General features: G+C 62.6%; 23 protein-coding genes. 11 read left to right on the top strand and 12 right to left on the bottom strand.

Annotation, left to right across the window (positions count from 1 at the left end; genetic code table 11):
- Nucleotides 1-196 precede the first annotated feature (196 nt).
- A complete protein-coding gene (fghA, locus tag QYQ99_RS20385; RefSeq protein ID WP_302089765.1) occupies nucleotides 197-1048 on the top strand; it encodes an S-formylglutathione hydrolase in 852 nt (283 codons plus the stop codon).
- A 63-nt stretch (nucleotides 1049-1111) separates the two neighbouring features.
- Here the strand turns inward: fghA and QYQ99_RS20380 are convergent, their stop codons facing one another.
- Together QYQ99_RS20380 and QYQ99_RS20375 are read right to left on the bottom strand one after the other, a co-directional pair.
- Nucleotides 1112-2059, bottom strand: coding sequence for a GGDEF domain-containing protein (locus tag QYQ99_RS20380; protein ID WP_302089764.1), 948 nt, complete (start codon nucleotides 2057-2059; stop codon nucleotides 1112-1114).
- Nucleotides 2060-2209: 150 nt separating this feature from the next.
- Entirely contained in the window at nucleotides 2210-2485 is a 276-nt protein-coding gene (locus tag QYQ99_RS20375) for a VF530 family protein (RefSeq protein WP_302089763.1), read from the bottom strand.
- Between the two features lie 240 nt (nucleotides 2486-2725).
- On the opposite strand from QYQ99_RS20375, the gene QYQ99_RS20370 reads away from it, so the two are divergent.
- Entirely contained in the window at nucleotides 2726-3082 is a 357-nt protein-coding gene (locus tag QYQ99_RS20370) for a cupin domain-containing protein (RefSeq protein ID WP_302089762.1), read from the top strand.
- A gap of 39 nt (nucleotides 3083-3121) precedes the next feature.
- Here QYQ99_RS20370 and QYQ99_RS20365 read toward each other — a convergent pair whose 3' ends face one another.
- Nucleotides 3122-3421 carry a putative quinol monooxygenase gene (locus tag QYQ99_RS20365; protein WP_302089761.1) on the bottom strand — a complete coding sequence of 100 codons (300 nt, stop codon included), beginning with the start codon at nucleotides 3419-3421 and terminating at the stop codon, nucleotides 3122-3124.
- Nucleotides 3422-3582: 161 nt separating this feature from the next.
- Complete coding sequence (locus tag QYQ99_RS20360; RefSeq protein WP_302089760.1) at nucleotides 3583-5502, bottom strand: FAD-binding monooxygenase; 1920 nt, start codon at nucleotides 5500-5502, stop codon at nucleotides 3583-3585.
- A 136-nt stretch (nucleotides 5503-5638) separates the two neighbouring features.
- Between QYQ99_RS20360 and QYQ99_RS20355 the strand changes: the two genes are divergently transcribed.
- On the top strand, nucleotides 5639-6157 hold the full coding sequence (locus QYQ99_RS20355; RefSeq protein WP_409815775.1) for a MarR family winged helix-turn-helix transcriptional regulator: 519 nt from the start codon (nucleotides 5639-5641) through the stop codon (nucleotides 6155-6157).
- A gap of 98 nt (nucleotides 6158-6255) precedes the next feature.
- Here QYQ99_RS20355 and phnX read toward each other — a convergent pair whose 3' ends face one another.
- From phnX to phnD, 5 genes are all read right to left on the bottom strand, one after another.
- The gene (gene phnX, locus QYQ99_RS20350; protein WP_302089758.1) at nucleotides 6256-7119 is read right to left on the bottom strand and encodes a phosphonoacetaldehyde hydrolase; all 864 of its coding nucleotides are present in this window, start codon (nucleotides 7117-7119) and stop codon (nucleotides 6256-6258) included.
- A gap of 58 nt (nucleotides 7120-7177) precedes the next feature.
- Nucleotides 7178-8266: an iron-containing alcohol dehydrogenase PsrA gene (gene psrA / locus QYQ99_RS20345; protein WP_302089757.1), complete on the bottom strand. Its 1089-nt coding sequence runs from the start codon at nucleotides 8264-8266 to the stop codon at nucleotides 7178-7180.
- A gap of 120 nt (nucleotides 8267-8386) precedes the next feature.
- A complete protein-coding gene (gene phnE, locus QYQ99_RS20340) occupies nucleotides 8387-9223 on the bottom strand; it encodes a phosphonate ABC transporter, permease protein PhnE (protein WP_302089756.1) in 837 nt (278 codons plus the stop codon).
- A complete protein-coding gene (gene phnC, locus QYQ99_RS20335; protein ID WP_302089755.1) occupies nucleotides 9220-10065 on the bottom strand; it encodes a phosphonate ABC transporter ATP-binding protein in 846 nt (281 codons plus the stop codon). Before phnC ends, phnE begins: the two co-directional genes overlap by 4 nt.
- Nucleotides 10062-10946, bottom strand: coding sequence for a phosphonate ABC transporter substrate-binding protein (gene phnD / locus QYQ99_RS20330; RefSeq protein WP_437439081.1), 885 nt, complete (start codon nucleotides 10944-10946; stop codon nucleotides 10062-10064). Before phnD ends, phnC begins: the two co-directional genes overlap by 4 nt.
- 160 nt (nucleotides 10947-11106) lie before the next feature.
- On the opposite strand from phnD, the gene QYQ99_RS20325 reads away from it, so the two are divergent.
- Nucleotides 11107-12042, top strand: coding sequence for a LysR substrate-binding domain-containing protein (locus tag QYQ99_RS20325; RefSeq protein ID WP_302089754.1), 936 nt, complete (start codon nucleotides 11107-11109; stop codon nucleotides 12040-12042).
- A gap of 172 nt (nucleotides 12043-12214) precedes the next feature.
- Nucleotides 12215-13210 carry a Bug family tripartite tricarboxylate transporter substrate binding protein gene (locus QYQ99_RS20320; RefSeq protein WP_302089753.1) on the top strand — a complete coding sequence of 332 codons (996 nt, stop codon included), beginning with the start codon at nucleotides 12215-12217 and terminating at the stop codon, nucleotides 13208-13210.
- Between the two features lie 121 nt (nucleotides 13211-13331).
- Here the strand turns inward: QYQ99_RS20320 and QYQ99_RS20315 are convergent, their stop codons facing one another.
- A complete protein-coding gene (locus tag QYQ99_RS20315; RefSeq protein ID WP_302089752.1) occupies nucleotides 13332-14498 on the bottom strand; it encodes a PA0069 family radical SAM protein in 1167 nt (388 codons plus the stop codon).
- Between the two features lie 353 nt (nucleotides 14499-14851).
- Here QYQ99_RS20315 and rnk point away from each other — a divergent pair, with 353 nt between their 5' ends.
- The gene (gene rnk, locus QYQ99_RS20310; RefSeq protein WP_003063629.1) at nucleotides 14852-15259 is read left to right on the top strand and encodes a nucleoside diphosphate kinase regulator; all 408 of its coding nucleotides are present in this window, start codon (nucleotides 14852-14854) and stop codon (nucleotides 15257-15259) included.
- A gap of 61 nt (nucleotides 15260-15320) precedes the next feature.
- On the opposite strand, the gene QYQ99_RS20305 is transcribed toward rnk, so the two are convergent.
- Entirely contained in the window at nucleotides 15321-16493 is a 1173-nt protein-coding gene (locus tag QYQ99_RS20305) for an acyltransferase family protein (protein WP_302089751.1), read from the bottom strand.
- A 250-nt stretch (nucleotides 16494-16743) separates the two neighbouring features.
- On the opposite strand from QYQ99_RS20305, the gene QYQ99_RS20300 reads away from it, so the two are divergent.
- Nucleotides 16744-17328, top strand: coding sequence for a GbsR/MarR family transcriptional regulator (locus tag QYQ99_RS20300; protein ID WP_034376636.1), 585 nt, complete (start codon nucleotides 16744-16746; stop codon nucleotides 17326-17328).
- Between the two features lie 10 nt (nucleotides 17329-17338).
- On the opposite strand, the gene QYQ99_RS20295 is transcribed toward QYQ99_RS20300, so the two are convergent.
- A complete protein-coding gene (locus tag QYQ99_RS20295; RefSeq protein WP_302089750.1) occupies nucleotides 17339-18412 on the bottom strand; it encodes a LacI family DNA-binding transcriptional regulator in 1074 nt (357 codons plus the stop codon).
- A 182-nt stretch (nucleotides 18413-18594) separates the two neighbouring features.
- Between QYQ99_RS20295 and QYQ99_RS20290 the strand changes: the two genes are divergently transcribed.
- From QYQ99_RS20290 to QYQ99_RS20275, 4 genes are all read left to right on the top strand, one after another.
- Nucleotides 18595-19131: a gluconokinase gene (locus tag QYQ99_RS20290; RefSeq protein WP_302089749.1), complete on the top strand. Its 537-nt coding sequence runs from the start codon at nucleotides 18595-18597 to the stop codon at nucleotides 19129-19131.
- 20 nt (nucleotides 19132-19151) lie between these two features.
- The gene (locus QYQ99_RS20285; RefSeq protein WP_302089748.1) at nucleotides 19152-19658 is read left to right on the top strand and encodes a TRAP transporter small permease; all 507 of its coding nucleotides are present in this window, start codon (nucleotides 19152-19154) and stop codon (nucleotides 19656-19658) included.
- 6 nt (nucleotides 19659-19664) lie between these two features.
- Entirely contained in the window at nucleotides 19665-20945 is a 1281-nt protein-coding gene (locus tag QYQ99_RS20280; protein ID WP_302089747.1) for a TRAP transporter large permease, read from the top strand.
- Between the two features lie 121 nt (nucleotides 20946-21066).
- Entirely contained in the window at nucleotides 21067-22074 is a 1008-nt protein-coding gene (locus QYQ99_RS20275) for a TRAP transporter substrate-binding protein (RefSeq protein ID WP_302089746.1), read from the top strand.
- Nucleotides 22075-22086 lie beyond the last annotated feature (12 nt).

The raw sequence follows: 22086 nt of genomic DNA, 5'->3' as shown, positions 1-22086 counted from the left end.
GAAGGGGGACGACACCCTCGGTGCGCGGCGGCGCTTCCTCGGTGTCTCATCGATGGGCCGCGCTAGTTTTGAAGAACCACCCAGCGCTTTTAATTTCATAGCTGCTCGCGCATGCTTTGATTCATATTTATATATAAAGCAGCTGTAAACGCTTTATTGACGAGCGCAAGCAGCTTTTCTTTTAGGAGTGACTGCCATGGAACTCAAGAACGCCCACGCCTGCTTTGGTGGCGCTCAGCGCTATTACGAACACCATAGTTCCGAGATCGGCCTCGCCATGAAGTTCTCGGTCTATCTGCCGCCCAAGGCCGTGATGGGCGAGAAGGTGCCGGCCCTGCTCTATCTGGCCGGCCTGACCTGTACCGAAGAGACCTTCTTCATCAAGGCCGGAGCCCAGCGCCTGGCCTCCGAACTCAATATCGCCCTGATCTGCCCCGATACCAGCCCGCGCGGCGCGGGTCTGGCGGGAGAGGCCGACAGCTGGGACTTTGGCGTGGGCGCCGGTTTTTACCTGGACGCGACCACCCGGCCCTGGGCGCTGCACTGGCGCATGGAGAGCTACATCCTCAACGATCTGCTGCCCCTGGTCGGCAGCAAGCTGCCCGTAGACCTGCAGCGTCTGGGCATCTTCGGCCACAGCATGGGCGGCCACGGCGCGCTGACCCTGGCGCTGCGCCACCCCGGCCGGTTCAAGTCGGTCTCGGCCTTTGCACCGATTGCCAACCCCATCAACTGCCCCTGGGGCCACAAGGCGCTCGGCGGCTATCTGGGCGACGACAAGGCCGAATGGGTCAGGCATGACGCCAGCGAGCTGATGAGCGCGCAGACCGCAGCGCCCTTCCCCGCAGGCATCCTCATCGACCAGGGCCTGGCCGACAAGTTCCTGATCGAAAAGCAATTGCTGCCCGAGGCCTTCGAAGCCGCCTGCGCCCAGGCCGCTCAGCCGCTCACGCTGCGCCGGCATGCGGGCTACGACCATGGCTACTATTTCATCCAGAGCTTTGTCGACGACCACCTGCGCCACCATGCGCAGCAACTGGGCGCCTGATCCTGCGGGCGTGGCCCGGCCAGTGCCCCGACCATTGGCGCTGCTGGGCCCTTCTGTCAGACCTCAGGCCAGGCCGTAGTTCGATTGGGTTCCATCCGCCACGACCGCCCGGTGCCCGGCCTGCCGCTTGGCGGCGTACAAGGCCTGATCCGCGCGGCGCATGATGTCCTCCAGGCTGCTGTCGGTCGGCATGAAATGTGCAATCCCGACACTGAGCGAGGGCGCGGGATCGGTCGTGGCATACAGTTGCAGCGCCTGTCGCCCCACCTCCAGCAGCCCTCGCGCCAGGGTGGTGATCTCGGCAATGCTGCGGCCGCCGCACAGCACGGCGAATTCATTGGCACCCAGGCGACCGAACACATGCTCTGGAGCCAGCAAGACACTCACGGCAGCCGCCAGATCGCGCAGCGCCTGATCGCCTGCGGTATGGCCCAACCCCTCATTGATGGCTCTGAAGTGGTCCACATCAAAGCTCAGGAGACAGGCCGACAGGCCTTGCTGCCTGTGGGCCGCGTAGGCCTGAGCCAGCTCGCGCATAAAGCCCCGGCGATTGCGCAGCCCCGTCAACTCGTCGGTCAGGGTCTGCTCCTGCAACTGCTGCTGCAGGCGCTTGTTGGCCGTGATATTGCCAGCCACCCAGACGACGGCCTGTTCCCCCCAGAACAGCCCCTCCAGGGCACTGATGCGACCTTCGAACCAGATCGTCTCGGCAGGCTCGCCATGGGGCACCCCCAACAGATCGGCTGCGCCAAGCTCGTACTCCACCACCAGCACCCGCTGGCTGCTCAGCGCCACCCGGATCTGCTGCAGAAACCAGAGCGCCTTGGCAGGAGCCAGCACATCGGCAATGAACTGGCCGACCAGCGCCGTGGAGTCATGGCTGCAGCGCTGGTGTTTGCCGCCAAGGACTGCCGCATAACGACCCGACTCCGTGAAGACCAAGGTGAGGTCCGGCAGGCCGTTGCAGAGGCTTTCGTACTGGCGGGCAATGAAAAATGGGTTGTCGGGCATGGGCGCAAGCAAAGCAGGATCGGGAAATTCGCGAAGAATCGTTTTTTCGACCGCCGGCAGTGACACGGGCGTACCTCGAATAAAGATAACCGCCTGATGGCGGCTGTTCTTTAATCTACATCAAACTATAAGTGACGTTCTCACTTTCACTCAGTCCTCAAAGCGCTCCGCTCTTTTCGCGCGCTGCTGCTGCTCGCGCTCATCGGCACGCTGGGTCTGTACATACAGCTGCTCCACCTGTTCGCGCGCCCAGGGAGTCTTGCGCAGAAACTTCAGGCTCGAGGAGATGCTTGGATCCTGATTGAAGCAGCGCACGGGCACGCGGCGCCCCAGCTCGCGCCAGCCGTAGTAATCCACCAGATCGGTAACGATGCGCTCAAGCGTCAGCCCATGCAGCGGGTTGCGCGGTTGTTCTTGGGAAGTCATGGGCGCATTGTCGGGGAATCGCTCCACAAGAGTCTGCTCCGGGGACAAGCGCCAGGCAGCACGGGCCACAGTGCCCCTGCGGGGACATATCAAGTGCGCCACGCCAATGACATGGATTTGGCTTTCCTGCGCAACGACAAGAGATCACACTTTTGACAACCGGCCTGAGAGACGGCCAGCCGCAGCGGGCGCGAACGCAGTTTGCCTCGATGGCCGTGACCAGGCGTGAAGGAGCATCGGATGTCCAACCAACAGCAAGTCCCCGAAACCCGGGGGGTGGCAGTGCAAATGCTGGCCACGCTCGACCTCGGCCCCGAGATCGAAGGCATGGCGGGACGCCAGCTTCGCATGCGCCTGGTGACCATGGCGCCAGGCGGCGTGTTCGGCCCGGTTCACGACCACAGGGACAGGCCCGGCATGGTCTATATCCTCGAAGGATGCATCACCGACCATCGAGATGGCGTGGCCACCGACTATGGCCCGGGCGTGGGCTGGCCCGAAGACCGAAACACCACGCACTGGCTGGAAAACCGTTGCGCCGTGACGGCGGTGGAAATATCGGTCGACATCATCAGGCTGCAGCCAGGCACGAACTAGGCGCTTCACGCCGGCTGGCACCGCCTTGCCGCAGCCAGCTCAGGTGGCGCGCGGTGTCTGCACCTCGTAGAGCTTCAGATCCCGCTGCCCGATTCCCAGCTCCGGCCAGACGGTGCGCCAGGCTTGGATATGCGCGGATGCGAAATGGGCATCCAGTGCCGCCTGATCCGCCCACAGCTCCTTCACATGGATCAGCCCCGGCACCAGCACATCCTCGGCATAGCCGTACTCAAGACAGCCCGGCTCGGCGCGCGAGGCGTCCACCATGGCACGCATGGCGGGCCGGGCAAGGGCCAGGTTCTCGGATGGCAAACGCACCGTACCCACGATCAGCAGCATGTCTTCTCCTTTTCAAACAGGCAAACATCGTAGCAAGCAGCGCTCACTCGCTCGGCCCCGGACGCAAAAAAGGGAGGGCCATGCCCTCCCTGAAACACCTTGGAACGTGTTCACGTTCTTGCAGGCGTTGATGCGGCTCGGCAGCCCTTGGCCTGGGGCCCTCAGGCCCGCATGAAAGACTCGAAATAGGCGCTCAGTGCAGCGTGGTCGCCCAAGGGCAGAACCTGGGCCACATACTGGTCGGGGCGCACCACCACCAGAGCGCCCTGCTCGCGGTCGATGCCGCGCAGCGCGAAGATGTCCTGGCCGGCATTCTTCAGATCGGGGCTGAACACCTTTTCATAGTCGATCATGCCCAGCTGCCCCTTGGGGGGCAGCAACAGGGATGGCAATGTCTCCAGCGCCACCTCGGTATAGGCCTGCGGGAAGATGGCACGCAAATCGAAGATGCTGTCGATATCCTGGCCGGCTGGCGTGAAGCGGCGCAGCGGCGATGCCGCGTCGCCCTCCAGGAAGCGGCACAGCGCCAGCAGGCCGGACTCGGGCTGCGCCAGGTCGTTCTGGCCTGCAAACGCATACAGGCGCCAGCGGCCATCGGCCTTGCCGCAGTGGCCCAGCTGCACGGGCTTGGCGTCGGAAACGCGCACCACCGGCGCAGAATGAAAGCGCATGCCCACGGTGAAGCCGCTGGCCAGCGCCTGATGCGTGGCCTGCCCCGTCAGCATCGAGGGCGCATAGTGCGTACCCACGCCGGCCGTGAAGCGGCCATGCTGCTCGAAGTACTTCTGGAACTCCTTGGGGTCCACACCGCCCTGGCCGCCTTCCTTGGCCGGGTCGCTGAACATCTTGGCCCATTCGCGGTCGAAGTCGATCAGTTGCTGGGCCACGACCTGGCGCTCGGACGAATAGGTATGCAGCAGCTCGGGCGCACATTGCTGGCGCAGCACGGCGGCCAGCTTCCAGCCCAGGTTGAAGCTGTCCTGCATGGAGAAATTCATGCCCTGTCCGGCCTTGGGGCTGTGGGTGTGGCAGGCATCGCCGGCGATGAAGACGCGTGGCAGCGGCGAGTCCGGCGCAGCCACGGCATCGGCCACATCGTCATATTTGGCGCAGATGCGCTGGCCGATCTCATACACCGACCACCAGGGCACATTCTTGACGTCAAGCTTGTAGGGATGGAGCACGCGCTGGGCGGTTGCTATCAGCTGCTCCACCGTGATGTTGCGGCTGGCCACGCGTTCGTCGGCATCCAGCTTGTCCATCTCCACATAAAAGCGCACCAGATGACCGCCTTCGCGCGGGATGATGAGCACATTACCCTGCTCGGACTGAATGGCCACCTTGTAGCGCACATCGGGGAAGTCCGTCACGGCCAGCACATCCATCACGCCCCAGGCCTGATTGGCCGAATCGCCGACCAGCTGGCGGCCGATGGCCCGGCGCACATTGCTGCGCGCGCCGTCGCAGCCCACTACATAGCGGGCCTGCACGGTTTCGATCTGACCCGCATGGGCGGCGTCGCAGCGCTCCAGCGTCACGGTGACCGGATAGTCCGCTGCGCCGTGGTCGATCTTCACATCCAACACGCGGCGAGCGTAGTGCGGCTCCAGGCGGCTGGGCGAGTTGCGCATGCGCTCCAGATAGTGGTCGTGCACGCGCGCCTGGTTCAGGATGACGTGGGGAAACTCGGACAGACCGTCTTCCGTGTCCTGCACCCGGCCATGGCGGGCGATGCGGCCGGGCTGGCCGGGGTCGGGCTTCCAGAAAGTGACGTCGTTGATCCAGCAGGCCTCCTTGAGGATGGAGTCGGCAAACTCGAAGGCCTCGAACATTTCCATGGTGCGGCAGGCAATGCCGTCGGCCTGGCCCAGCTCCATCGGGCCTTCCTTTTGTTCCACGATGCCGGTGCGGATATCGGGGAAGGCCGCCAGTTGCGCGGCCAGCGTCAGGCCGGCAGGGCCGCAGCCCACGATCAGCACGTCGACCTGCGAGGGCACGGCCTCGGTATGGGCATGGGCCAGCGGCGAAGCCGGAGCGATCAAGGGGTTGCCGGGACGAAAACCGTTCAAATGAAACTGCATGGAGGCCTCAAGTTCTTCAAGTGCGCAGACGCCAGTGTCTGCCCAATCGGTATGTACACAGATAGTATGTATGCATACCAAACGCATGCATCGTATTATCCGAGCCTTGAAATGCCAACCCCACCTAGGGAAAACCATGATTAATTCTTCACTGCCAAACGCTGCCTCAGACAGCGCCAGCAGCCCCTCCTTGTTTCCACGACTGGAGGTGGAAACCTTTCCCGGCCACGGCATACGCCGCCTGCAACAGGTGGCCGTGGCCGTGTTCAGCCAGGCCACCGAAGCCTGGGGCGTTACGCCGCTGCAATTTGCCGTGCTGCAAAAACTGGTGCATCTGCCGGGCATAGACCAGCGCACGCTGAGCATGGAAGTGGGCTTTGACAAATCCACCATCGGCGGCGTGATTGACCGCCTGGAAGCACGTGGTCTGCTGCAGCGCCAGCACACCGCCAAGGATCGCCGCGTGCGTCTGCTGTCCCTGACACCCGAGGGCCAGGCCCTGCTGGCCGACGCCGGCCCGTCCGTGCTGCAAGCCCAGCAGCAGATGCTGGAGCCGCTGAGCGAGACCGAACGCGAGCTATTCACCCAGTTGATGCGCAAGGTCATCGAGCATCACGAGCAGCTCGATCCCGTGGCGCAGACGCCTGAGGGCTGAGCCCCAACCGCCGAAAAAAAGCCCCGGGCCATCAGGCCTGGGGCTTGGCTGTTCGGGGCAGGACCTGCAACCAGGTCTGCCAGCTCCCGAACCGGGTCCTAGAACGGCATTTTTCCGGCACGCATTTCGGTGGCGATCTGCACCAGCACGGCCGGCAGATCGGCCACGCTGCGCACCACATAGTGGGCTCCGGCCTTTTTGAGCTTGGCTTCGGCCACGGCGACACGGGCCTCGACCTCCTCCTCGGGCGCCCTGGCAAACTCCTGCACGCTATAGCCGACCTCGTTGCCCGACAGGCTAAGGCCCACCGTCCACATGCCTGCGCGCAGACCTTCCTCGATGCCGGGCACGGTGTCGTCCACCTTCACGCAGGCACGCACATCGCCGATACCCAGCGCCAGCACATTGGCCAGTGCCATGAAGGGGCCAGGGCGACCGCCGGCTTCCAGCTCGTCGCCCGCCACCACATAGTCGGGCTTGAGGCCTGCGCCCTCGGCCTGCGGCAGCAACTGGTTGAGCACTTCGCGCGGGTAGCCCGAGCAGGATCCGATCTTCAGGCCCTGGGCGCGCAGCCATTGCAGCGTCTGCACCGCGCCCTCGATGGGTGCCGAGAACTCTCCCACCTTGGCAATCTGCAAAGGCATGAAGCGCGCGTAGATGGCATCCACATCCTCATCGGTCGGCGTCCGGCCAAAAGCGGTCTGCCACTGCGCAGCAATGCTTTCATCTTGCAGCAGCTGGTGGATATGGTCCCATTTGGACAGGCCCATGGGGCCGCGTGCCTGGGCCAGGGTGATGGTGATGCCGAAGCTGGCAAAGGCTTCGACAAAAATCTGCGTGGGTGCGAGCGAGCCAAAGTCCACCAGCGTGCCGGCCCAGTCAAAGATGACGGCTTGCAGCGGCGACAGATCGGCGGCGGGCTGGGAGAGCACCAGAGTTTCAGCTTGAGCGATGGAGTTCATGGTTTTCAGTGGTGGCTTCAAGGGGATGGAAAGCGGAGACCGGTTCGGGTTCCGCGACTCAGTTCAGGGAGCGAATGAAGTTGCGGCCGCGCGGGCCGCTGGCGGCTTTTTGCACCATGGCGCCCCAGTCCTCGGGCGGTACGCCATAGTGGGCCGGATCGGTGGCAACGCCCAGCCCTTGCAGAGCGCCGCGCAGATGCTCGATGGCCGCAGCAGGCGTGCCGGCATCGAAGATGGAGAGCAAGGCCGCATCGGCCGCAGCGTCTGCGCCCAGCGCCATCTCCAGCACCAGGGGCAGGCTGAACGAGCAGGCCAGACCGTGCGGCACGCCATGCTGCAGCGTGATGTCGTAGGACAGCGAATGCGCCAGAGCGGTCTTGGTGTTGGAAAACGCCAGGCCGGCCATCAGCGCTGCCTCGGCCATCTCGCTGCGCAGCTGCGCGCTGCCCAGATCCTGCATCAGCGCGGGCAGCGTGGCCAGGGTGCGGCGGGCCGACTGCACGGCCAGCGCCATGGAGACCGGGTTGCGGTTCACGTTCCAGATGGATTCCAGCGCATGCGACAGCGCATCCAGCCCCGAGGCCAGAGTGGCACCGGCGGGCAGGCTGGTCATCAGCTCGGCATCGATCACCGCAGCCTCGGGCCAGGTGCAGGACTGGTGCAGCGAATACTTCTGGCCTGCGGCCTGATCCCAGATCGTGGCCCAGGGCGTGACTTCACTGCCCGTGCCGGCCGTGGTGGGGATGGCGATCAAGGCCTTGTGCCCTTCCTGACCCAACTGGCCGCCCCGCTTGAGCAGCGCCAGCAGGTCGGCAAACCGGCCTCCGGGCGTACGGCAGATCAAGGCCTTGGCCGAGTCGATGGCGCTGCCGCCGCCCAGGGCCACGATCACGGGCACCTCGGCATGGTCACGCTGCACCTGCTCGTACAGCGGCGCCAGCCACTGCACATCGGGATTGGGGGCAATGCGGTCGATCACGCCGCGCAGTTGTGCTCCCAGCAGCTGGCGCATGCGCTGCACCAGGCCCAGGCTTTGGGCCTCGGGGAAAGTGACCAGCAGGCAGCTGCGCCCGGCCAGCAAGGCCGGCAGCTGATCGAGACTGTTGCGACCCACGCTGATGTGCACGGGGTTGTGATAGGTCCACACGAGAAAGCCCTTTGACGTTTTTTGAGCGAAATCAGCCCTTGACGCTTATGTAAAAAGCGCTGATAGCTCATATTTTTGATGTTTTCAAGCACTGCAGCGCACGCCGGCACCGCAGCGAAATCAGTGGCGAGCGCCCTGCTGTATGCGGCTGCGCAGCCAGTGGGATGCCATGTCTGCGGCAATCACCATCACCGTGATGACGATGATGCAGGTCGCGGTTTCCTGGTAGCGGAACAGCTTGAGGCTGCTGACCAGCTCGAAGCCCAGACCGCCCGCGCCCACCATGCCCAGCACGGTGGCCGAGCGCAGATTGACCTCGAAGCGATAGAGCACCACGGCAATCCAGGCGGTGATGACCTGGGGCACCACGCCGAAGGCAATGATCTGCAGCTGGCTGGCTCCGGCGCTGCGCAAGGCCTGCAGCGGCCCGTCGTCGATCTCCTCGATCGCCTCGGCAAAGAACTTGGCCAGCATGCCCATGCCATGCAGGGCCAGGGCCAGCACGCCGGGGAAAGGGCCCAGACCCACGGCCGAGACAAACACCAGCGCCAGAATCAGCTCGTTGATGCTGCGGATCACATTGAGAAACTGGCGCGTGATGCGGCGCAGCCAATGCCAGCCGTGCAGATTGCCGGCCGCGACAAAAGACAGCGGCAGCGCCAGGATCACGCTGAGCAAGGTGCCCCAGATGGCGATCTGTATGGTCTCCAGCGCCGGTGCCCACAGGCGCGGCAGCATGCTCCAGTCGGGCGGCACCGAGCGCGAGAGAAAGTCGCCAATCTGCGGCATGCCGCCCGCCAGCTCGCTCCAGCTCATCTGCGCGCCCGCTGCGCTCCACTGCAGCACCCAGGCGATGAACAGGGCCAGCGCGGCATAACCCAGCCAGCCGCTCTTGCCTTGCGGGCGTGCGGCCGTCCATTGCCAGCGGTCTGGCTGTTTCAGGCTCTGACTGTTCATTGCAGACCTCCTGCGACCGCCGCTGGCGACATCGCCCCGGGCAGCCAGTTGCCGGCTGCGGTGCTGCCGACATGCATCGCACCGCCCTGCTCTGCCGCATGTCCGGCGGGCTGCGGCTCGCCGCTGTAGATGGCGTTGAGCGCGGCCTCGTCCAGTTGCTCTGGCACGCCATCAAACACCATGCGCCCCTGGGACAGGCCGACAATGCGATCGCCAAACTCCCGCGCGTAATCGACCTGGTGCAGATTGCAGACCACGGCAATGCCCAGCTCGCGCGTGGCATCGCGCAGATACTGCAGCACGCTGCGCGCGGTCTTGGGGTCCAGGCTGGCCACGGGCTCGTCGGCCAGAATCACCTGCGGCTGCTGGGCCAGTGCACGGGCAATGCCCACGCGCTGCATCTGCCCGCCCGAGAGTGCCTCGGTGCGCTCATCGGCCTTGTGGGCCAGGCCCACGCGCTGCAGGCAGGCGTCGGCCAGCGCGATATCGCTTTGCCTGAACAGCTGCAGCACCGAGGCCAGCGTGCCGACCTGGCCCAGCCGCCCCGTGAGCACGTTCTTGCGCACCGACAGGCGCTGCACCAGGTTGTGGTGCTGGAAGACCATGGCCACATAGCGGGCCAGCTCGCGGCGCGAGTGCCTGCGCATCAGGTCGATACCGCCCACCTGCAGCTGGCCGCTGTCGGGCTGGTTGAGCCCGTTCATGCAGCGCAGCAAGGTGGACTTGCCCGCGCCCGACAGGCCCAGCATGACCACGAACTCGCCGGCCTTCACATCCATGTCGATGCCATGCAGCACATGGTTGCTGCCATAGCTTTTGCGCAGATTGCGGATGCTGATCATTTCATCTTCCCGAGGTCCAGGTTCAGCGCCTTGGCAGTCTGGCGCACCACGTCATAGGCCTGATCGTTGGTGGGCGCAAAGCCATTGAGCTCGCCACGGTCGCCCCAGGGCAGGCCCTTGATCTCGGCCAGAGCCGCAGCCACTTTCTTCTTGGTGGCTTCGTCCAGATTCCTGCGCCAGGCCATGGGCGACTCGGGGATGTCCTTGGAGCGCCAGATGATCTGGAAATCCTCGGCCTTCACATGGCCCTTGGCGACGGCCGTCTGGAAGATGGGATCGGCCACGGCCGCCGCATCCACCTTGCCGTTGGCCACGGCCATGATGCTGGCGTCGTGCGAGCCCGAGAAGATCACGCGGGAGAAATATTTGTCGGTATCGATGCCCTCGGCCTTGAGACCGGCCTTGGGAAACAGATGGCCCGATGCCGAGCTGGGATCGACAAAGGCAAAGGTCCTGCCCTGCAACTGGGGCACGGTGCCCAGGCCCTTGTCCTTTTTGCTGATGATGATGCTGTTGTACGAGCTCTTGCCCGATTTCTTGGCCACGGGAATGGCGAATGCCTCGGCATTCGCCAGCTGGCTGGCCAGCACATAGGAGAAGGGCCCGAAATAGGCCACGTCGATCTTGCCCGAGCGCATGGCCTCGATCACGCCGTTGTAGTCATTGGCCACAAAGGGCTTGATCTTCAGGCCGGTCTTGGCAGCCAGTTGGTCCATGACCTGCTGGCTGGCGCGCATCATGGCCTGGGCGTCTTCGGAGGGGATCAGGCCCACGCGAAGCTCGGTGGGCTGCTGCGCCATGACGGCAGTGGTGGCGGCAAGCGTCAGGCTGGCTGCTGCGGCTTTGAGCCAGGTTTTGCGGGTCATCGTCACGGAATTCATCCTTTGCATGTGCGTGTGAAGTGCAGCTTTTCCGGGCTGCCGTCGCACCGTCATTGCAGTGCGTTGACGCAAATATTAGGGACGACATATGACTGTCATGTGAAGGTTTCAGAATCAGTTTTGACAGATTCCATAGATCAAACCTTGAGATGAAACCTGCATGAGCACCGCCCGCTACAGAGCCTTTATCGCCGTGGCCCAGCAAGGCAGCCTGAGCGCTGCCGCCCGCGCCCTGGGCGTGAGCCAGCCCACGGTCTCCAGCCAGATCGCCACGCTGGAGCGGCAAAGCCAGATTGAGCTCTTCCACCGCCAGGGCTATCGCATGACGCTCACCGGTGCCGGCCACAAGCTCATGACGCTGGCGCAGAAGCTGCTCGTGCTGGAGGCTGAAACCGAGTTCTTTCTGCGCGACTCGGGCCAGCTCAACCAGGGCGAACTCAAGATCGGCGCCGTGGGGCCGTTTCATGTGATCGAGATGGTGGCGGCCTACAGCGCCCGCCATCCCGGCATGAAGCTGTCGATCCGCATGGGCAACTCGCAGCAGGTGCTGCACGATCTGGAGAACTACACCACCGATGTGGCGGTACTGGCCGGTCTGTATGACAGGCCCGAGCTGCTGGCGCGCGAATATGCGCGCCACGCCATCATCTTGTTTGCCCATGTCGACCATCCGCTGGCAAGGCGCGAGCAGGTCGAGCTGGCCGAGCTGCACGGCCTGCCGCTCTTGCTGCGCGAGCAAGGCTCGACCACGCGCACGGCCATAGAGGCAGCACTGCAGGCGGCCGGTGTGAAGCCCCGCACCCAGCTGGAGATCGGCAGCCGCGAGGCCATACGCGAGGCCGTGGCGCGCGGCCTGGGCATCGGTGCCGTGTCCGAGGCCGAATTCATTGCCGACCCGCGCTTCAGGCCCGTGCGTATTGCCGGCGACCCGGCCAGCACCACCACCTATGTCTATTGCATGAAGGAGCGCAGCGAAAGCCTGCTGGTGCGCTCTTTCTTCAAGGCCATTGAAAGTAACGGTGGCGCCGATCTGCCCACTGTCCGGCAGACCGCTCCAAAACCCTTGAAAGCCCCAACGGCCAAGAAGCTGGCGTAATTCGTCAAACCCTCTGCCCTCCTTGCACCGAGAATTTTTGACAGCGCTGCTCGGGCAGCCAGCTCCCGGCAGGCGACAGGGCTGCAGATTTGCCCTCGACAAAGCACTCTCCGCAGAGCGTTCATCGACGCAGCGGACAGGCTGCCGGGCAGTCAAAACAGAGGAGACAAAGATGAAGCAAACCATGCCCTGGAGGGCCATTGCACTGGCAAGCTGCCTGAGCCTGAGTGCTGCCACCATGCCGTTGACAGCCAATGCTCAGCAAGCGCTCTGGCCCGTCAAGCCCTTACGCCTGGTGGTCGGCGGCCCGGCCGGCGGCAATGCTGACTCGCTGGCTCGCCTGCTGGCCGACGGCATGCAAAAGCAGCTGGGCAAACCGGTGATTGTCGAATCCAAACCCGGCGCAGCCGGCGTGCTGGCCGTCAACGACCTGCTGGCCAACGGCAAGGATGCCCATACGTTCTTGCTGATCCAGGGCGGCATCGTCAGCGAGACGCCGCTGGCCTACAAGGTCAGCTACCAGCCGTTCAAGGATCTGAAGCCACTGGCCCAGCTCAGCCGCAACGGCCTGGTGCTGATTGCCAACAAGGACTTCCCGCCCAGCAATCTGCAGCAGCTGGCCGACTACGGCAAAAAGCAGTCCGACGGACTGGACTTTGCCTCGTATGCCACGGGTATGCGCGGCCATACCTCGGGCATGCTGCTGGGGCAGTTGCTCAATATCAAGATGAAGCACCTGGGCTACAAGGGCTCCCCCCCGGCGCTCAGCGACCTCATGGGCGGCCATGTGCCGCTGATGATGGACGGGCTCACCACCGCCCTGCCGCTGATCAAGGCCGGCAAGGTCAAGCCGCTGGCCGTGAACTACCCCACGCGCATGGTGCAACTGCCCGATGTACCCACCTTCAAGGAACTGGACTACCCGCAACTGTCCGAGGTGAGCTGGTTCGGCGTCTGGTCGCGCCCCGATATCCCTGCCGATGTGCAGGCCAGGGTCAGAGCGATCGCGCTGCAGTATTTCAAGCAGCCCCAGGTCGAAGCCAGGCTCAGGGACATGGGCATGGAACCCGGCACCGACGCGACCCCGGAAGCGCTGATGAGCGAACTGCAGAAGGCCTTTCAGCGCCAGCAGGCCTTGCTCAAGTCCATTGATTACCAGCCTCAGTAAACAGTTCAGGTGCCCAAAAGGCCGGAGTCACGCCAGATTCCGGCTTTTTTTGCGGCGGGCCAGCAGCAGCTCGCTGCGTAGACCCGTTCCGGATCGGCACGCAACGCAATGAGACCAGACATCAGAAAAGACTTTGCTGCGGCGACAGCAAAGAGTGATGGTACTGATCGCAGTCCAGTCGCACGCGCTCACGATTCAGCCCAAGCTTGCGGCAGGCCAGTGCAAAGCGTTGCGCCAGCATATCGGCCCAGGCGCCTGCTCCTTTCATGCGCTGGCCGAACCTGCTGTTGTAGACCTTGCCCTCGGCTCTGCCCGCTTCGCTGATCCCATGCAGATCTCGCACACGCTCCATCACGCGTTGGGCACGCTCGGGATAGTGCAGCATCAGCCATTCATTGAACAGCGGAGCCACTTCCCACGGCAGGCGCAGCACTGCATAAAAAGCCTGTCTTGCACCGGCCTCGCTGGCTGCGGCCAGCACCTGCTCCATATCGTCGTTCAGGAACGGAATCTGCGGTGCCAGGCTGACGCCTACGGGTATGCCTGCCTCGCTCAGGGTCCGAATCATGCGCAGCCGCCGATGCGGCGCAGCGGCGCGTGGCTCCAGCTTCCGGGCCAGCTCGGGCTGCAAGGTGGTCAACGTCACATAAACGGCCACCAGATGCTGCTGTGCCAGCGGCACCAGCAAATCAAGGTCTCGTTCAATGCCACTGCCCTTGGTGACGATGGAAAACGGGTGCCTGGCCTGCGCCAGAACCTCTATCACGCGGCGCGTCAACCCGACTTCGCGCTCCACAGGCTGGTAGCAGTCCGTGACCGAGCCGAGCATGATGGGCGCCGCCACATGGCTGGACCGGGATAACTCGACGCGCAGCACCTCGGGCAGGTTCTCCTTGGCAATCAGCCGGGTTTCGAAATCCAGCCCCGGTGAATAGCCCAGATAGCTGTGACTAGGGCGTGCATAGCAATAAATGCAGCCATGCTCACATCCTCTGTAGGGGTTTAGCCCCAGATGAAAAGGCAGATCGGGCGATTCGTGGCGGCTCAGTGCTGATTTAGCCCGCTCCCACTCCAGATGGGTGCACCAGGTCTTGACCTCCTCGCCCACTTCGCTTCCTTCATCCTGTTCGGACTTGCCCCAGCCGTCATCGAAGCCCTGGCGCAGCTCCCGCGCAAACCGGTGCGTGATCTGGCTGGCGGCCCCTCGCCCCTTGATGGGCCGCATCGGTCGCACCGGCACATCGACCTGAATGGAGTCCGGTGCGGGGGATGAAGAAAGTTTTTGCATAAAACAACTGTACATAAATACAGTTATTCATTGCAAGAAATCGGTACTGACCATGGCTGCATTCCGGTCAATACAGCGAGAGTTGATTGAGCCAGATTTGGATAAAAACGACTGCTTCCCTTGTTCCGTGCGCGTAGCACGCTCCATTAGCTAGAGCAAGTTCAAAGTCAATCCGCACTCAGTGGGTGCGAGATGGCTTGGCAGTTTGCGATTCAGCGCCGACAATTCCCTCAGCGCACCAAGTTGGTGCTTTTCACTGAATGCCTTGGCCCGGACAACACCGTTGCCCGGGCTTTTGTCCGTTTGCGCAACGCCAAAGCGCCAACCACACCATCTCGCAAGGGAGTTACTACATGGAGCGCAAGCCCAATATCACTCTGTCCTCCTTGGACCTGGATCGCATTGAATCGCTGCTGGAAAAGAACAACAGCCAGTTCCCCGGCCGTGATGCACTGGAGGCGGAGCTGGACCGTGCGGATGTGCTCGACCCCGCAGAAATACCCGCCAACGTGGTGACCATGAACTCCACCGTGCGCTTCACCATTCTCGAGATCGCCAAGACCAATACGCTGACACTGGTCTACCCCAAGGATATGGATGGCAGCGCCGACAAGGTTTCCATCTTTGCGCCTGTAGGCATCGCCCTGCTGGGCCTGTCAGTGGGTGATGAGTTCAAGATGCCCAGCCCTACCGGCCAGGTAACCGTGCGCGTGGATGCCATCGAGTTCCAGCCCGAAAGCGCGGGCGAGCTCCATCGCTGAACCGGCTCACCCAACCAAAAAGCAGCTCACTGGAGCTGCTTTTTGGTTGCCGGGCTCAGACTCAGCGCAAGCCCGCCACCATGGTGGTCAGCAGACCCGCGCCGATCAAGCCTGCCTGCCAGCGCAGGGCCTGACTCCATGACGAAACATGGCGCTCCACCAGTTGGTACAGCGCGTAGCCGGCGGTCAGTGAAAGCACAAAGGCAAACGGGATGCCCACCACCGCAGCAGTGACCGAGCCATGCCAGAAATGGTTGACCACCGCATTGACCAGCAGGCAGATCGAAAAGTGAATCAGGAACACCGAGTAGGAGATCTCTCCCAGGCGACGCAGCGGAGCTAGACCCTGCCAGCGGGCAATGGCCTCGGTACGCATGCAGACGATGAGCAGCATCGCAGTCACGCCGGCGAGAAAAATGCGGTCGCGCCACTCATAGACCAGCGCGCCGATGATCATTGCAGCAATCAGCAGGCCCCAGCTCCAGGCCGTCAGGCGCCTGTCTGCCGCCACTGCCCAGAAGGCCATCATGCCGACGCCATAGGCACCCATGAAATAAAACGCCCAGACATCCAGGTCAGCATCCAGATTGAAGCTCAGCAACGAAGCTGCCGTCCCCACAACCACCAGCCCCTGCATGCCAGTCACGGCCCAGGGCCACCAGCGCTTCATGGCCATATCACCCCAGCGCTTCAGCGCCCATTGCTGCAGCCAGCGTACGCCGGCCAGCAGCAACACGGTGCCCGCAAACAGCTGAAAGTCGATGGAAACATACCAGACGCCAGCCGACAGTGACTCCTCGCCCACAATGCCCTGCAGCAGCAAAGCATGGGCCATGAGCTGCCATAGACCGGGGTCGGCAGACACGGACTCGTGGTCGAACCAGGGACGAATCGCCGCAGACACCACAATCGTCACCACCAGAGCCACGGCATAAGGCACGACCAGGCGCACAAAGCGCTTGCCGATCTTGGACCAGGGCGAATCAAACCATGCCAGTCCTTGCGGAGCAAGGCTGGCAGCAGCCAGAAAGCCGCCGATCACCAGAAAGATCTGCACGGCCATGCGGGCGTACTCATAGAGCCAGTCCAGCAGGTCGGGCATGACGGGGTGAGCCACATCGGACATGGGACCGTAGAAAGCCAGGTGATGCCAGACGATGGCCGCACAAGCCAGGCCTTTGGTGCAGTCGATCAGGGCACTGCGGGAATGAGAGGAGTTATAACTTTGAGCCATCAGATCACGGCCGCCCGCAGCCCATGGGCTGCCCGGCGACAGGGTGAGTTTGCCCGGCAACAGGCAACGTAAAAAAGCCGACTTAAAACAGGATGGCGATTTTGCGCCGATTCCCAACAGTTTGCTGACAGCGTTGCAAGTTTTACGAAACATATCTGAGGGGGCTTCATGCGCCAAGCATGAAAAAAACAGAGCGATTGCACTCCGGCTTGATTTCCCTGCCCCACTGGAAACCCCGGGCAAAGGCACAATGGAGGCCATGACGCAAGCCAAACCACTGTCGGAGCTGAGCCGACAATTTGTTTCGCATTTCGGCGAGATGGGCAGCCGCTGGGGCATCAATCGCACCGTGGGGCAGATCTATGCCCTGCTGTTCATTTCGCCCGAACCGCTGAACGCAGACCAGATTGCCGACACACTGGAATTCTCTCGCTCCAATGTGAGCATGGGACTCAAGGAGCTGCAGGCCTGGCGGTTGGTTCAGCTGCGTCACCAGCCCGGCGACCGGCGCGAGTACTTCCAGGCACCCGAGGATGTCTGGGAAATCTTCAAGCGACTGGCCGAAGAGCGCCGCCGCCGAGAGATCGAACCCACGCAATCCATGCTGCGCGCTGCCATGATGGAAGAAGCCAGCACCGACGAAGAACGCTACGCCCAGCAGCGCATGCGCGATATGCACGAACTCATCGACAAGCTGATGAGCTGGTTTGACGATGTGCAGCGTCTGTCGCCCGAGACCGCCATGCAGCTCATGGGCATGGGCTCGGCCGTGACGCGACTGCTGGACCTGAAGGACAAGATTACCGGGCGAGGCAAGTCAGGCACGGAAGCCTGACACCGACCACTCAGGTGCTGGCCCTGGGCACCAGCCTGAAGCCCAGATCCACGCGGGCCTCTCTGACGGTGTCTCCTGCCAGCAATTGCAGCAGCATGCTGGCAGCTTTCCTGCCCACTTCATCTCTGGGTGTATGGATGGTAGTCAGAGGTGGCACCATCTGATCACTGCCAGGCAGGTCGTTGAACCCGGCGATCGCCACCTGCTGCGGCACCTTGACCCCCATTCGGTTGGCCTCCAGCAACGCGCCTTGTGCAATGTCGTCGTTGCAGAAAAAGATGGCATCAACCGTGTTGCGGGCCTTCAAAAGCATCTCGAACTGCCTTGCACCCAGCGCCAGCGATGAGCGCTCGGGGCTGAGAATCTCCAGACTCTGGTCATACAGACCAGCCTGTTTGAGTACCTGCCGATAGCCCTCCAGGCGCTGCATGACACGCGCATCTAGCTGGGCTCCGCAAAAAGCGATGCGTCTGTATCCCTTGTCCAGAAGATGACGGGTCATTTCAGCGCCAGCTGCAATCTGAGAAAAACCAACGCTGTAGCAATCGGAAGCGGTGCCGGGATCGCGCAACTCCATGAGATGCACACGCGGCACGGGATTGGCAGCCAATAATTTGCGCGACTCTTCGCTGTGGTCAAAGCCGGTCAGCAACAGGCCGGCAGGCCGCATGGGTAGATAGGCCCGCAACAGCTGCTCTTCTTCCACCGGGTCGTAGTGAGTCACGCCGATCAGCATGTGATAGCCCTGGGCAAACAGCACCTTGTGCACAGCCTCCAGGACCTCCACAAACAAGGTGTTGGAGAGCATCGGCACGAGCACCAGCACCTGGGTGCTTTTTTGCGAGGCCAGTGCACGCGCTGCCAGATCAGGCACATAACCCAGAGAAGCCGCAACCTCGCGCACTTTATCGACCAGGGCAGCAGCCACTCTGCGCTCTCCGCGCAAGGCTCTGGAGACCGTCATCGGGCTCACGCCTGCAGCCTGTGCCACATCGCTGAGGGTGACACGCCCGCTGGCACGAGATCGCCTTGAAGAAGCGCTGCCGGCCGGGGATTCACTCTTGGTATGGGTCTCGGGAGGCAAGGGAATCTCCTAATCAAATGCCTGAGGTCTTTTGGGTATGATAGCGCTATCCAGACTTGAAATGAAGTCTGCACAAGCAGCTTGATGAAAGCACTGACTTGCCTTCGACCAAGGTCTGAAGCCAATCGCAGAAAGCAGCAGGCTGCTCATTTTTTAACCATATCGGATAGCGCTATCCAAAAATGATTCAAAGCAAGATCCAGCCCCAGGGCACCCTGTCGGCACTGGTCGTCATGGGAGTTTCCGGCTGCGGCAAATCGAGCGCAGGAGAAGCCATCGCCCGTCAACTGGGGTGGGCCTTGGTGGAAGGAGACAGCTACCACTCCCCTCAGAGCGTGGCCAAGATGCAGGCCGGCATTGCCCTGACCGATGCCGACCGCGAAGGCTGGCTGGAACGCCTGGCACAGCGACTGGCTCAGGCAGATGCCGAACACGGGCTGGTGCTGACCTGCTCGGCGCTCAAGCGCAAGTACCGCGACCAGTTGCGCAGCGCCCAGCAGCTGGGTTTTGTGTTTCTCGATCTCGACTACGCCACGGCCCTGGAGCGCGTCCAGACCCGACCCGGGCATTTCTTCTCGCCCGACCTTGTGGCCAATCAGTTCACGACACTGGAAGACCCGCGTCAGGAGCCCGATGTTCTGACCGTCAGCGCCACCATGAACCTCAACGACATCGCGCTCAAGGCCCGGCAATGGGCAAGGCGCGAGTCCCAAGCATAAAAAACAGCAGGAGACAGCCAATGTCTGAAGATCACAAAGAGGCGCAGGGCCGCAAGCCATGGCTCAAGCGCCTGGCCGAAGGCCTGATGGTGCTGGCCCTGGCCGGCATGGTGGTGGCCGTTTTCGTCAACGTGGTGCTGCGCTACGTTTTCCACACCAGCATCGTCTCCTATGAGGAGATCTCGCGCCTGCTGTTTGTGTGGCTGGTGGCCATCGGTGCCATCGTGGCGGCCTTTGAAGGCGCCCATCTGGGCTTCGACATGGTGACATCGCGGGTCGACCCGATCACCCGCAAAGTTCTGTTCTGGGTCTCGCAGCTGCTGATCAGTACCTGCATGGCCTTGCTGCTGTGGGGCTCCTGGGAGCAGGTTATTGCCGGCTGGAGCAGCTACAGCACCGTGCTGGGATATCCCCTGGCTCTGGGCGCAGCGGCGACGCTGGTGCTTGCCGTAGGCATGCTGCTGGTCGTGGTGCGCGACATGCTGCGCGGCACCCCGACCGAGTCTTCTGAAACCAGCGTGGAGTAAGACGCCATGATCGTCACCCTGATTTTTCTCTCCGTGCTGATCGGCGGCATGGTGATCGGCATGCCGATTGCCCATGCACTGATACTCACCGGTGTCGCACTGATGTGGCACCTGGACTTTTTCGACACCCAGCTGCTCGCCCAGAATCTGCAAGCCGGGTTCGACAATTTCCCGCTGCTGGCCGTGCCCTTCTTTATCCTCGCGGGTGAGCTGATGAATGCCGGCGGCCTGTCGCGCCGAATCATCGATCTGGCCCGCGCCTTCGTCGGTCACATTCCGGGCGGCCTGGGTTATGTGGCCATCGGCGCAGCCGTGCTGCTGGCCTCGATGAGCGGATCGGCCATTGCCGACACGGCCGCGCTGGCCACCATTTTGCTGCCGATGATGCGCGACCAGAAGTATCCCGACAGCTACAGCGCCGGTCTGCTGGCTTCGGGCGGTATCATCGCTCCCATCATTCCGCCTTCGATGCCGTTCGTGATCTACGGCGTCACCACCAACACCTCCATCAGCAAGCTGTTTCTCTCGGGAGTGGTTCCCGGCCTGTTCATGGGCAGCTTTCTGATTGCCGCCTGGTGGTTCATCGCGCGTAAATACCAGCTGGCCTCGGGTGAACGCGTGAGCTGGGGTCTTCGCGTCAAGGCACTGGCCAAGAGCTTCTGGGCCATGATGATGCCGGTCATCATTCTGGGTGGCCTCAAGGGCGGAGTCTTCACACCGACCGAAGCCGCCGTGGTGGCTGCGGTCTACGCACTGTTCGTGTCCATGGTCGTCTATCGGGAGATGAGCTGGAGCAGGCTCTACGAAGTCTTTCTGGGCGCCTCCAAGACCACCGCCATGGTGATGTTCCTCTGCGGTGCGGCCACTGTGACCGCCTACATGATCACGCTCGCCGACCTGCCCAATATGCTGGCCGACAGCTTTTCGGGCCTGCTGGATCAGCCCATGCTCTTCATGGCCGTGATGATGCTCTTCCTGCTGGTGGTCGGCACCGCCATGGATCTGACCCCGACCATTCTGATCTTCGGTCCGGTCTGCGCGCCGCTGGCCGTCAAGGCCGGCATCGATCCGGTGTACTTCGGCTTCATGTTCATCTATGTGGGCTGTATCGGCCTGATCACCCCTCCGGTGGGCACGGTGCAGAACGTGGTGGCCGGGGTTGGCAGGCTGCGCATGGAGACCGTGATCAAGGGCACCAATCCCTTCCTGATGGTTTATGTGCTGCTGGCAGTGCTCTTCGTGATCTTCCCTCAGCTGATCACGGGCCCGCTCAAATGGATGCACTGAGAACGACATTCGATTCATGAAAGCTCTTAAATTCATAGCATGGTGCGCACTGCAATCAAGCGCATCACGGCAGTTCCAATTTCATCAAAGGGCCCAGGCCCAAACAAGCAAGGAGACGGGTATGCGTATCAAATTTGCAGTCGCAGGACTCACGGCAATGCTGCTGGCCGCAGGCGCCGTTCAGGCGCAGGACTTCAAACCCCGCCTGGTGCGGTTCGGCTATGGCCTGGTGGAAGACTCCAACCAGGGTCGTGCGGTGCGTATGTTCGCCAAGGAAGTGGAAAAGGCCAGCGGCGGCAAGATGAAGGTCCGCGCCATCGGCAACGCCTCACTGGGCTCGGACACCCAGATGCAGCAGGCCCTGATCGGCGGTGCCCAGGAAATGATGGTCGGCTCCACCGCCACGCTGGTGGGCCTGTCGCCCGAAATGGCGATCTGGGACACCCCTTTTCTGTTTGCCAACACCAAGGAGGCCGATGCCGTGCTGGATGGCCCCGTGGGAGAGAAGGTCAAGGCCAGCCTGGAGCCCAAAGGCATGGTGGGTCTGGTCTATTGGGAAAACGGCTTTCGCAATCTGACCAACAACAAGCGCCCCATCACCAAGCTGGAAGATCTGCAGGACGTGAAGCTGCGCGTGATGCAGAACAATGTCTTCCTGGACAGCTTCAAGACCCTGGGCGCCAATGCCGTTCCCCTGCCCTTCTCCGAGCTGTTCACGGCGCTGGAGACCAAGGCCGTGGACGGTCAGGAAAACCCCTTCAACACGGTCCTCTCCAGCAAGTTCTATGAAGTGCAGAAGTACCTGACCGTCTCCAACCATGTCTACAGCCCCTGGATCGTGACGGTCAGCAAGAAGTGGTGGGACACGCTGAGCCCTGCCGAGAAGAAGGTGCTGCAGGACGCTGCAATCAAGAGCCGTGAATTCGAGCGCAAGGACACGCGCGAAGAAGCCGCCAAGGCTCTGGCCGAGATCAAGACCAAAGGCATGCAGGTCAACGAACTGCCGGCCGCAGAAGCAAATCGCATGCGCGACAAGCTCGGCGCCGTCAATGCCGGCATTGCCAAATCCGTGGGTCAAGGCACCTGGGACTCTGTGCAGACCGCCGTCAAGCAAGCCCGCGCCAAATAAGCGCGCAACCAT

It is taken from the genome of Comamonas testosteroni (assembly GCF_030505195.1).
GTDB lineage: Bacteria > Pseudomonadota > Gammaproteobacteria > Burkholderiales > Burkholderiaceae_C > Comamonas > Comamonas testosteroni_G.
This window is presented reverse-complemented; position numbering and strand designations above follow the sequence as displayed.

Coding starts and splice junctions, on each gene's coding strand:
- fghA (WP_302089765.1), top strand. CDS start 197: ATGGAACTCAAGAACGCCCACGCCTGCTTTGGTGGCGCTCAGCGCTAT.
- QYQ99_RS20380 (WP_302089764.1), bottom strand. CDS start 2,059: ATGCCCGACAACCCATTTTTCATTGCCCGCCAGTACGAAAGCCTCTGC.
- QYQ99_RS20375 (WP_302089763.1), bottom strand. CDS start 2,485: ATGACTTCCCAAGAACAACCGCGCAACCCGCTGCATGGGCTGACGCTT.
- QYQ99_RS20370 (WP_302089762.1), top strand. CDS start 2,726: ATGTCCAACCAACAGCAAGTCCCCGAAACCCGGGGGGTGGCAGTGCAA.
- QYQ99_RS20365 (WP_302089761.1), bottom strand. CDS start 3,421: ATGCTGCTGATCGTGGGTACGGTGCGTTTGCCATCCGAGAACCTGGCC.
- QYQ99_RS20360 (WP_302089760.1), bottom strand. CDS start 5,502: ATGCAGTTTCATTTGAACGGTTTTCGTCCCGGCAACCCCTTGATCGCT.
- QYQ99_RS20355 (WP_409815775.1), top strand. CDS start 5,639: ATGATTAATTCTTCACTGCCAAACGCTGCCTCAGACAGCGCCAGCAGC.
- phnX (WP_302089758.1), bottom strand. CDS start 7,119: ATGAACTCCATCGCTCAAGCTGAAACTCTGGTGCTCTCCCAGCCCGCC.
- phnE (WP_302089756.1), bottom strand. CDS start 9,223: ATGAACAGTCAGAGCCTGAAACAGCCAGACCGCTGGCAATGGACGGCC.
- phnC (WP_302089755.1), bottom strand. CDS start 10,065: ATGATCAGCATCCGCAATCTGCGCAAAAGCTATGGCAGCAACCATGTG.
- phnD (WP_437439081.1), bottom strand. CDS start 10,946: ATGAATTCCGTGACGATGACCCGCAAAACCTGGCTCAAAGCCGCAGCA.
- QYQ99_RS20325 (WP_302089754.1), top strand. CDS start 11,107: ATGAGCACCGCCCGCTACAGAGCCTTTATCGCCGTGGCCCAGCAAGGC.
- QYQ99_RS20320 (WP_302089753.1), top strand. CDS start 12,215: ATGAAGCAAACCATGCCCTGGAGGGCCATTGCACTGGCAAGCTGCCTG.
- QYQ99_RS20315 (WP_302089752.1), bottom strand. CDS start 14,498: ATGCAAAAACTTTCTTCATCCCCCGCACCGGACTCCATTCAGGTCGAT.
- rnk (WP_003063629.1), top strand. CDS start 14,852: ATGGAGCGCAAGCCCAATATCACTCTGTCCTCCTTGGACCTGGATCGC.
- QYQ99_RS20305 (WP_302089751.1), bottom strand. CDS start 16,493: ATGGCTCAAAGTTATAACTCCTCTCATTCCCGCAGTGCCCTGATCGAC.
- QYQ99_RS20300 (WP_034376636.1), top strand. CDS start 16,744: ATGGAGGCCATGACGCAAGCCAAACCACTGTCGGAGCTGAGCCGACAA.
- QYQ99_RS20290 (WP_302089749.1), top strand. CDS start 18,595: ATGATTCAAAGCAAGATCCAGCCCCAGGGCACCCTGTCGGCACTGGTC.
- QYQ99_RS20285 (WP_302089748.1), top strand. CDS start 19,152: ATGTCTGAAGATCACAAAGAGGCGCAGGGCCGCAAGCCATGGCTCAAG.
- QYQ99_RS20280 (WP_302089747.1), top strand. CDS start 19,665: ATGATCGTCACCCTGATTTTTCTCTCCGTGCTGATCGGCGGCATGGTG.
- QYQ99_RS20275 (WP_302089746.1), top strand. CDS start 21,067: ATGCGTATCAAATTTGCAGTCGCAGGACTCACGGCAATGCTGCTGGCC.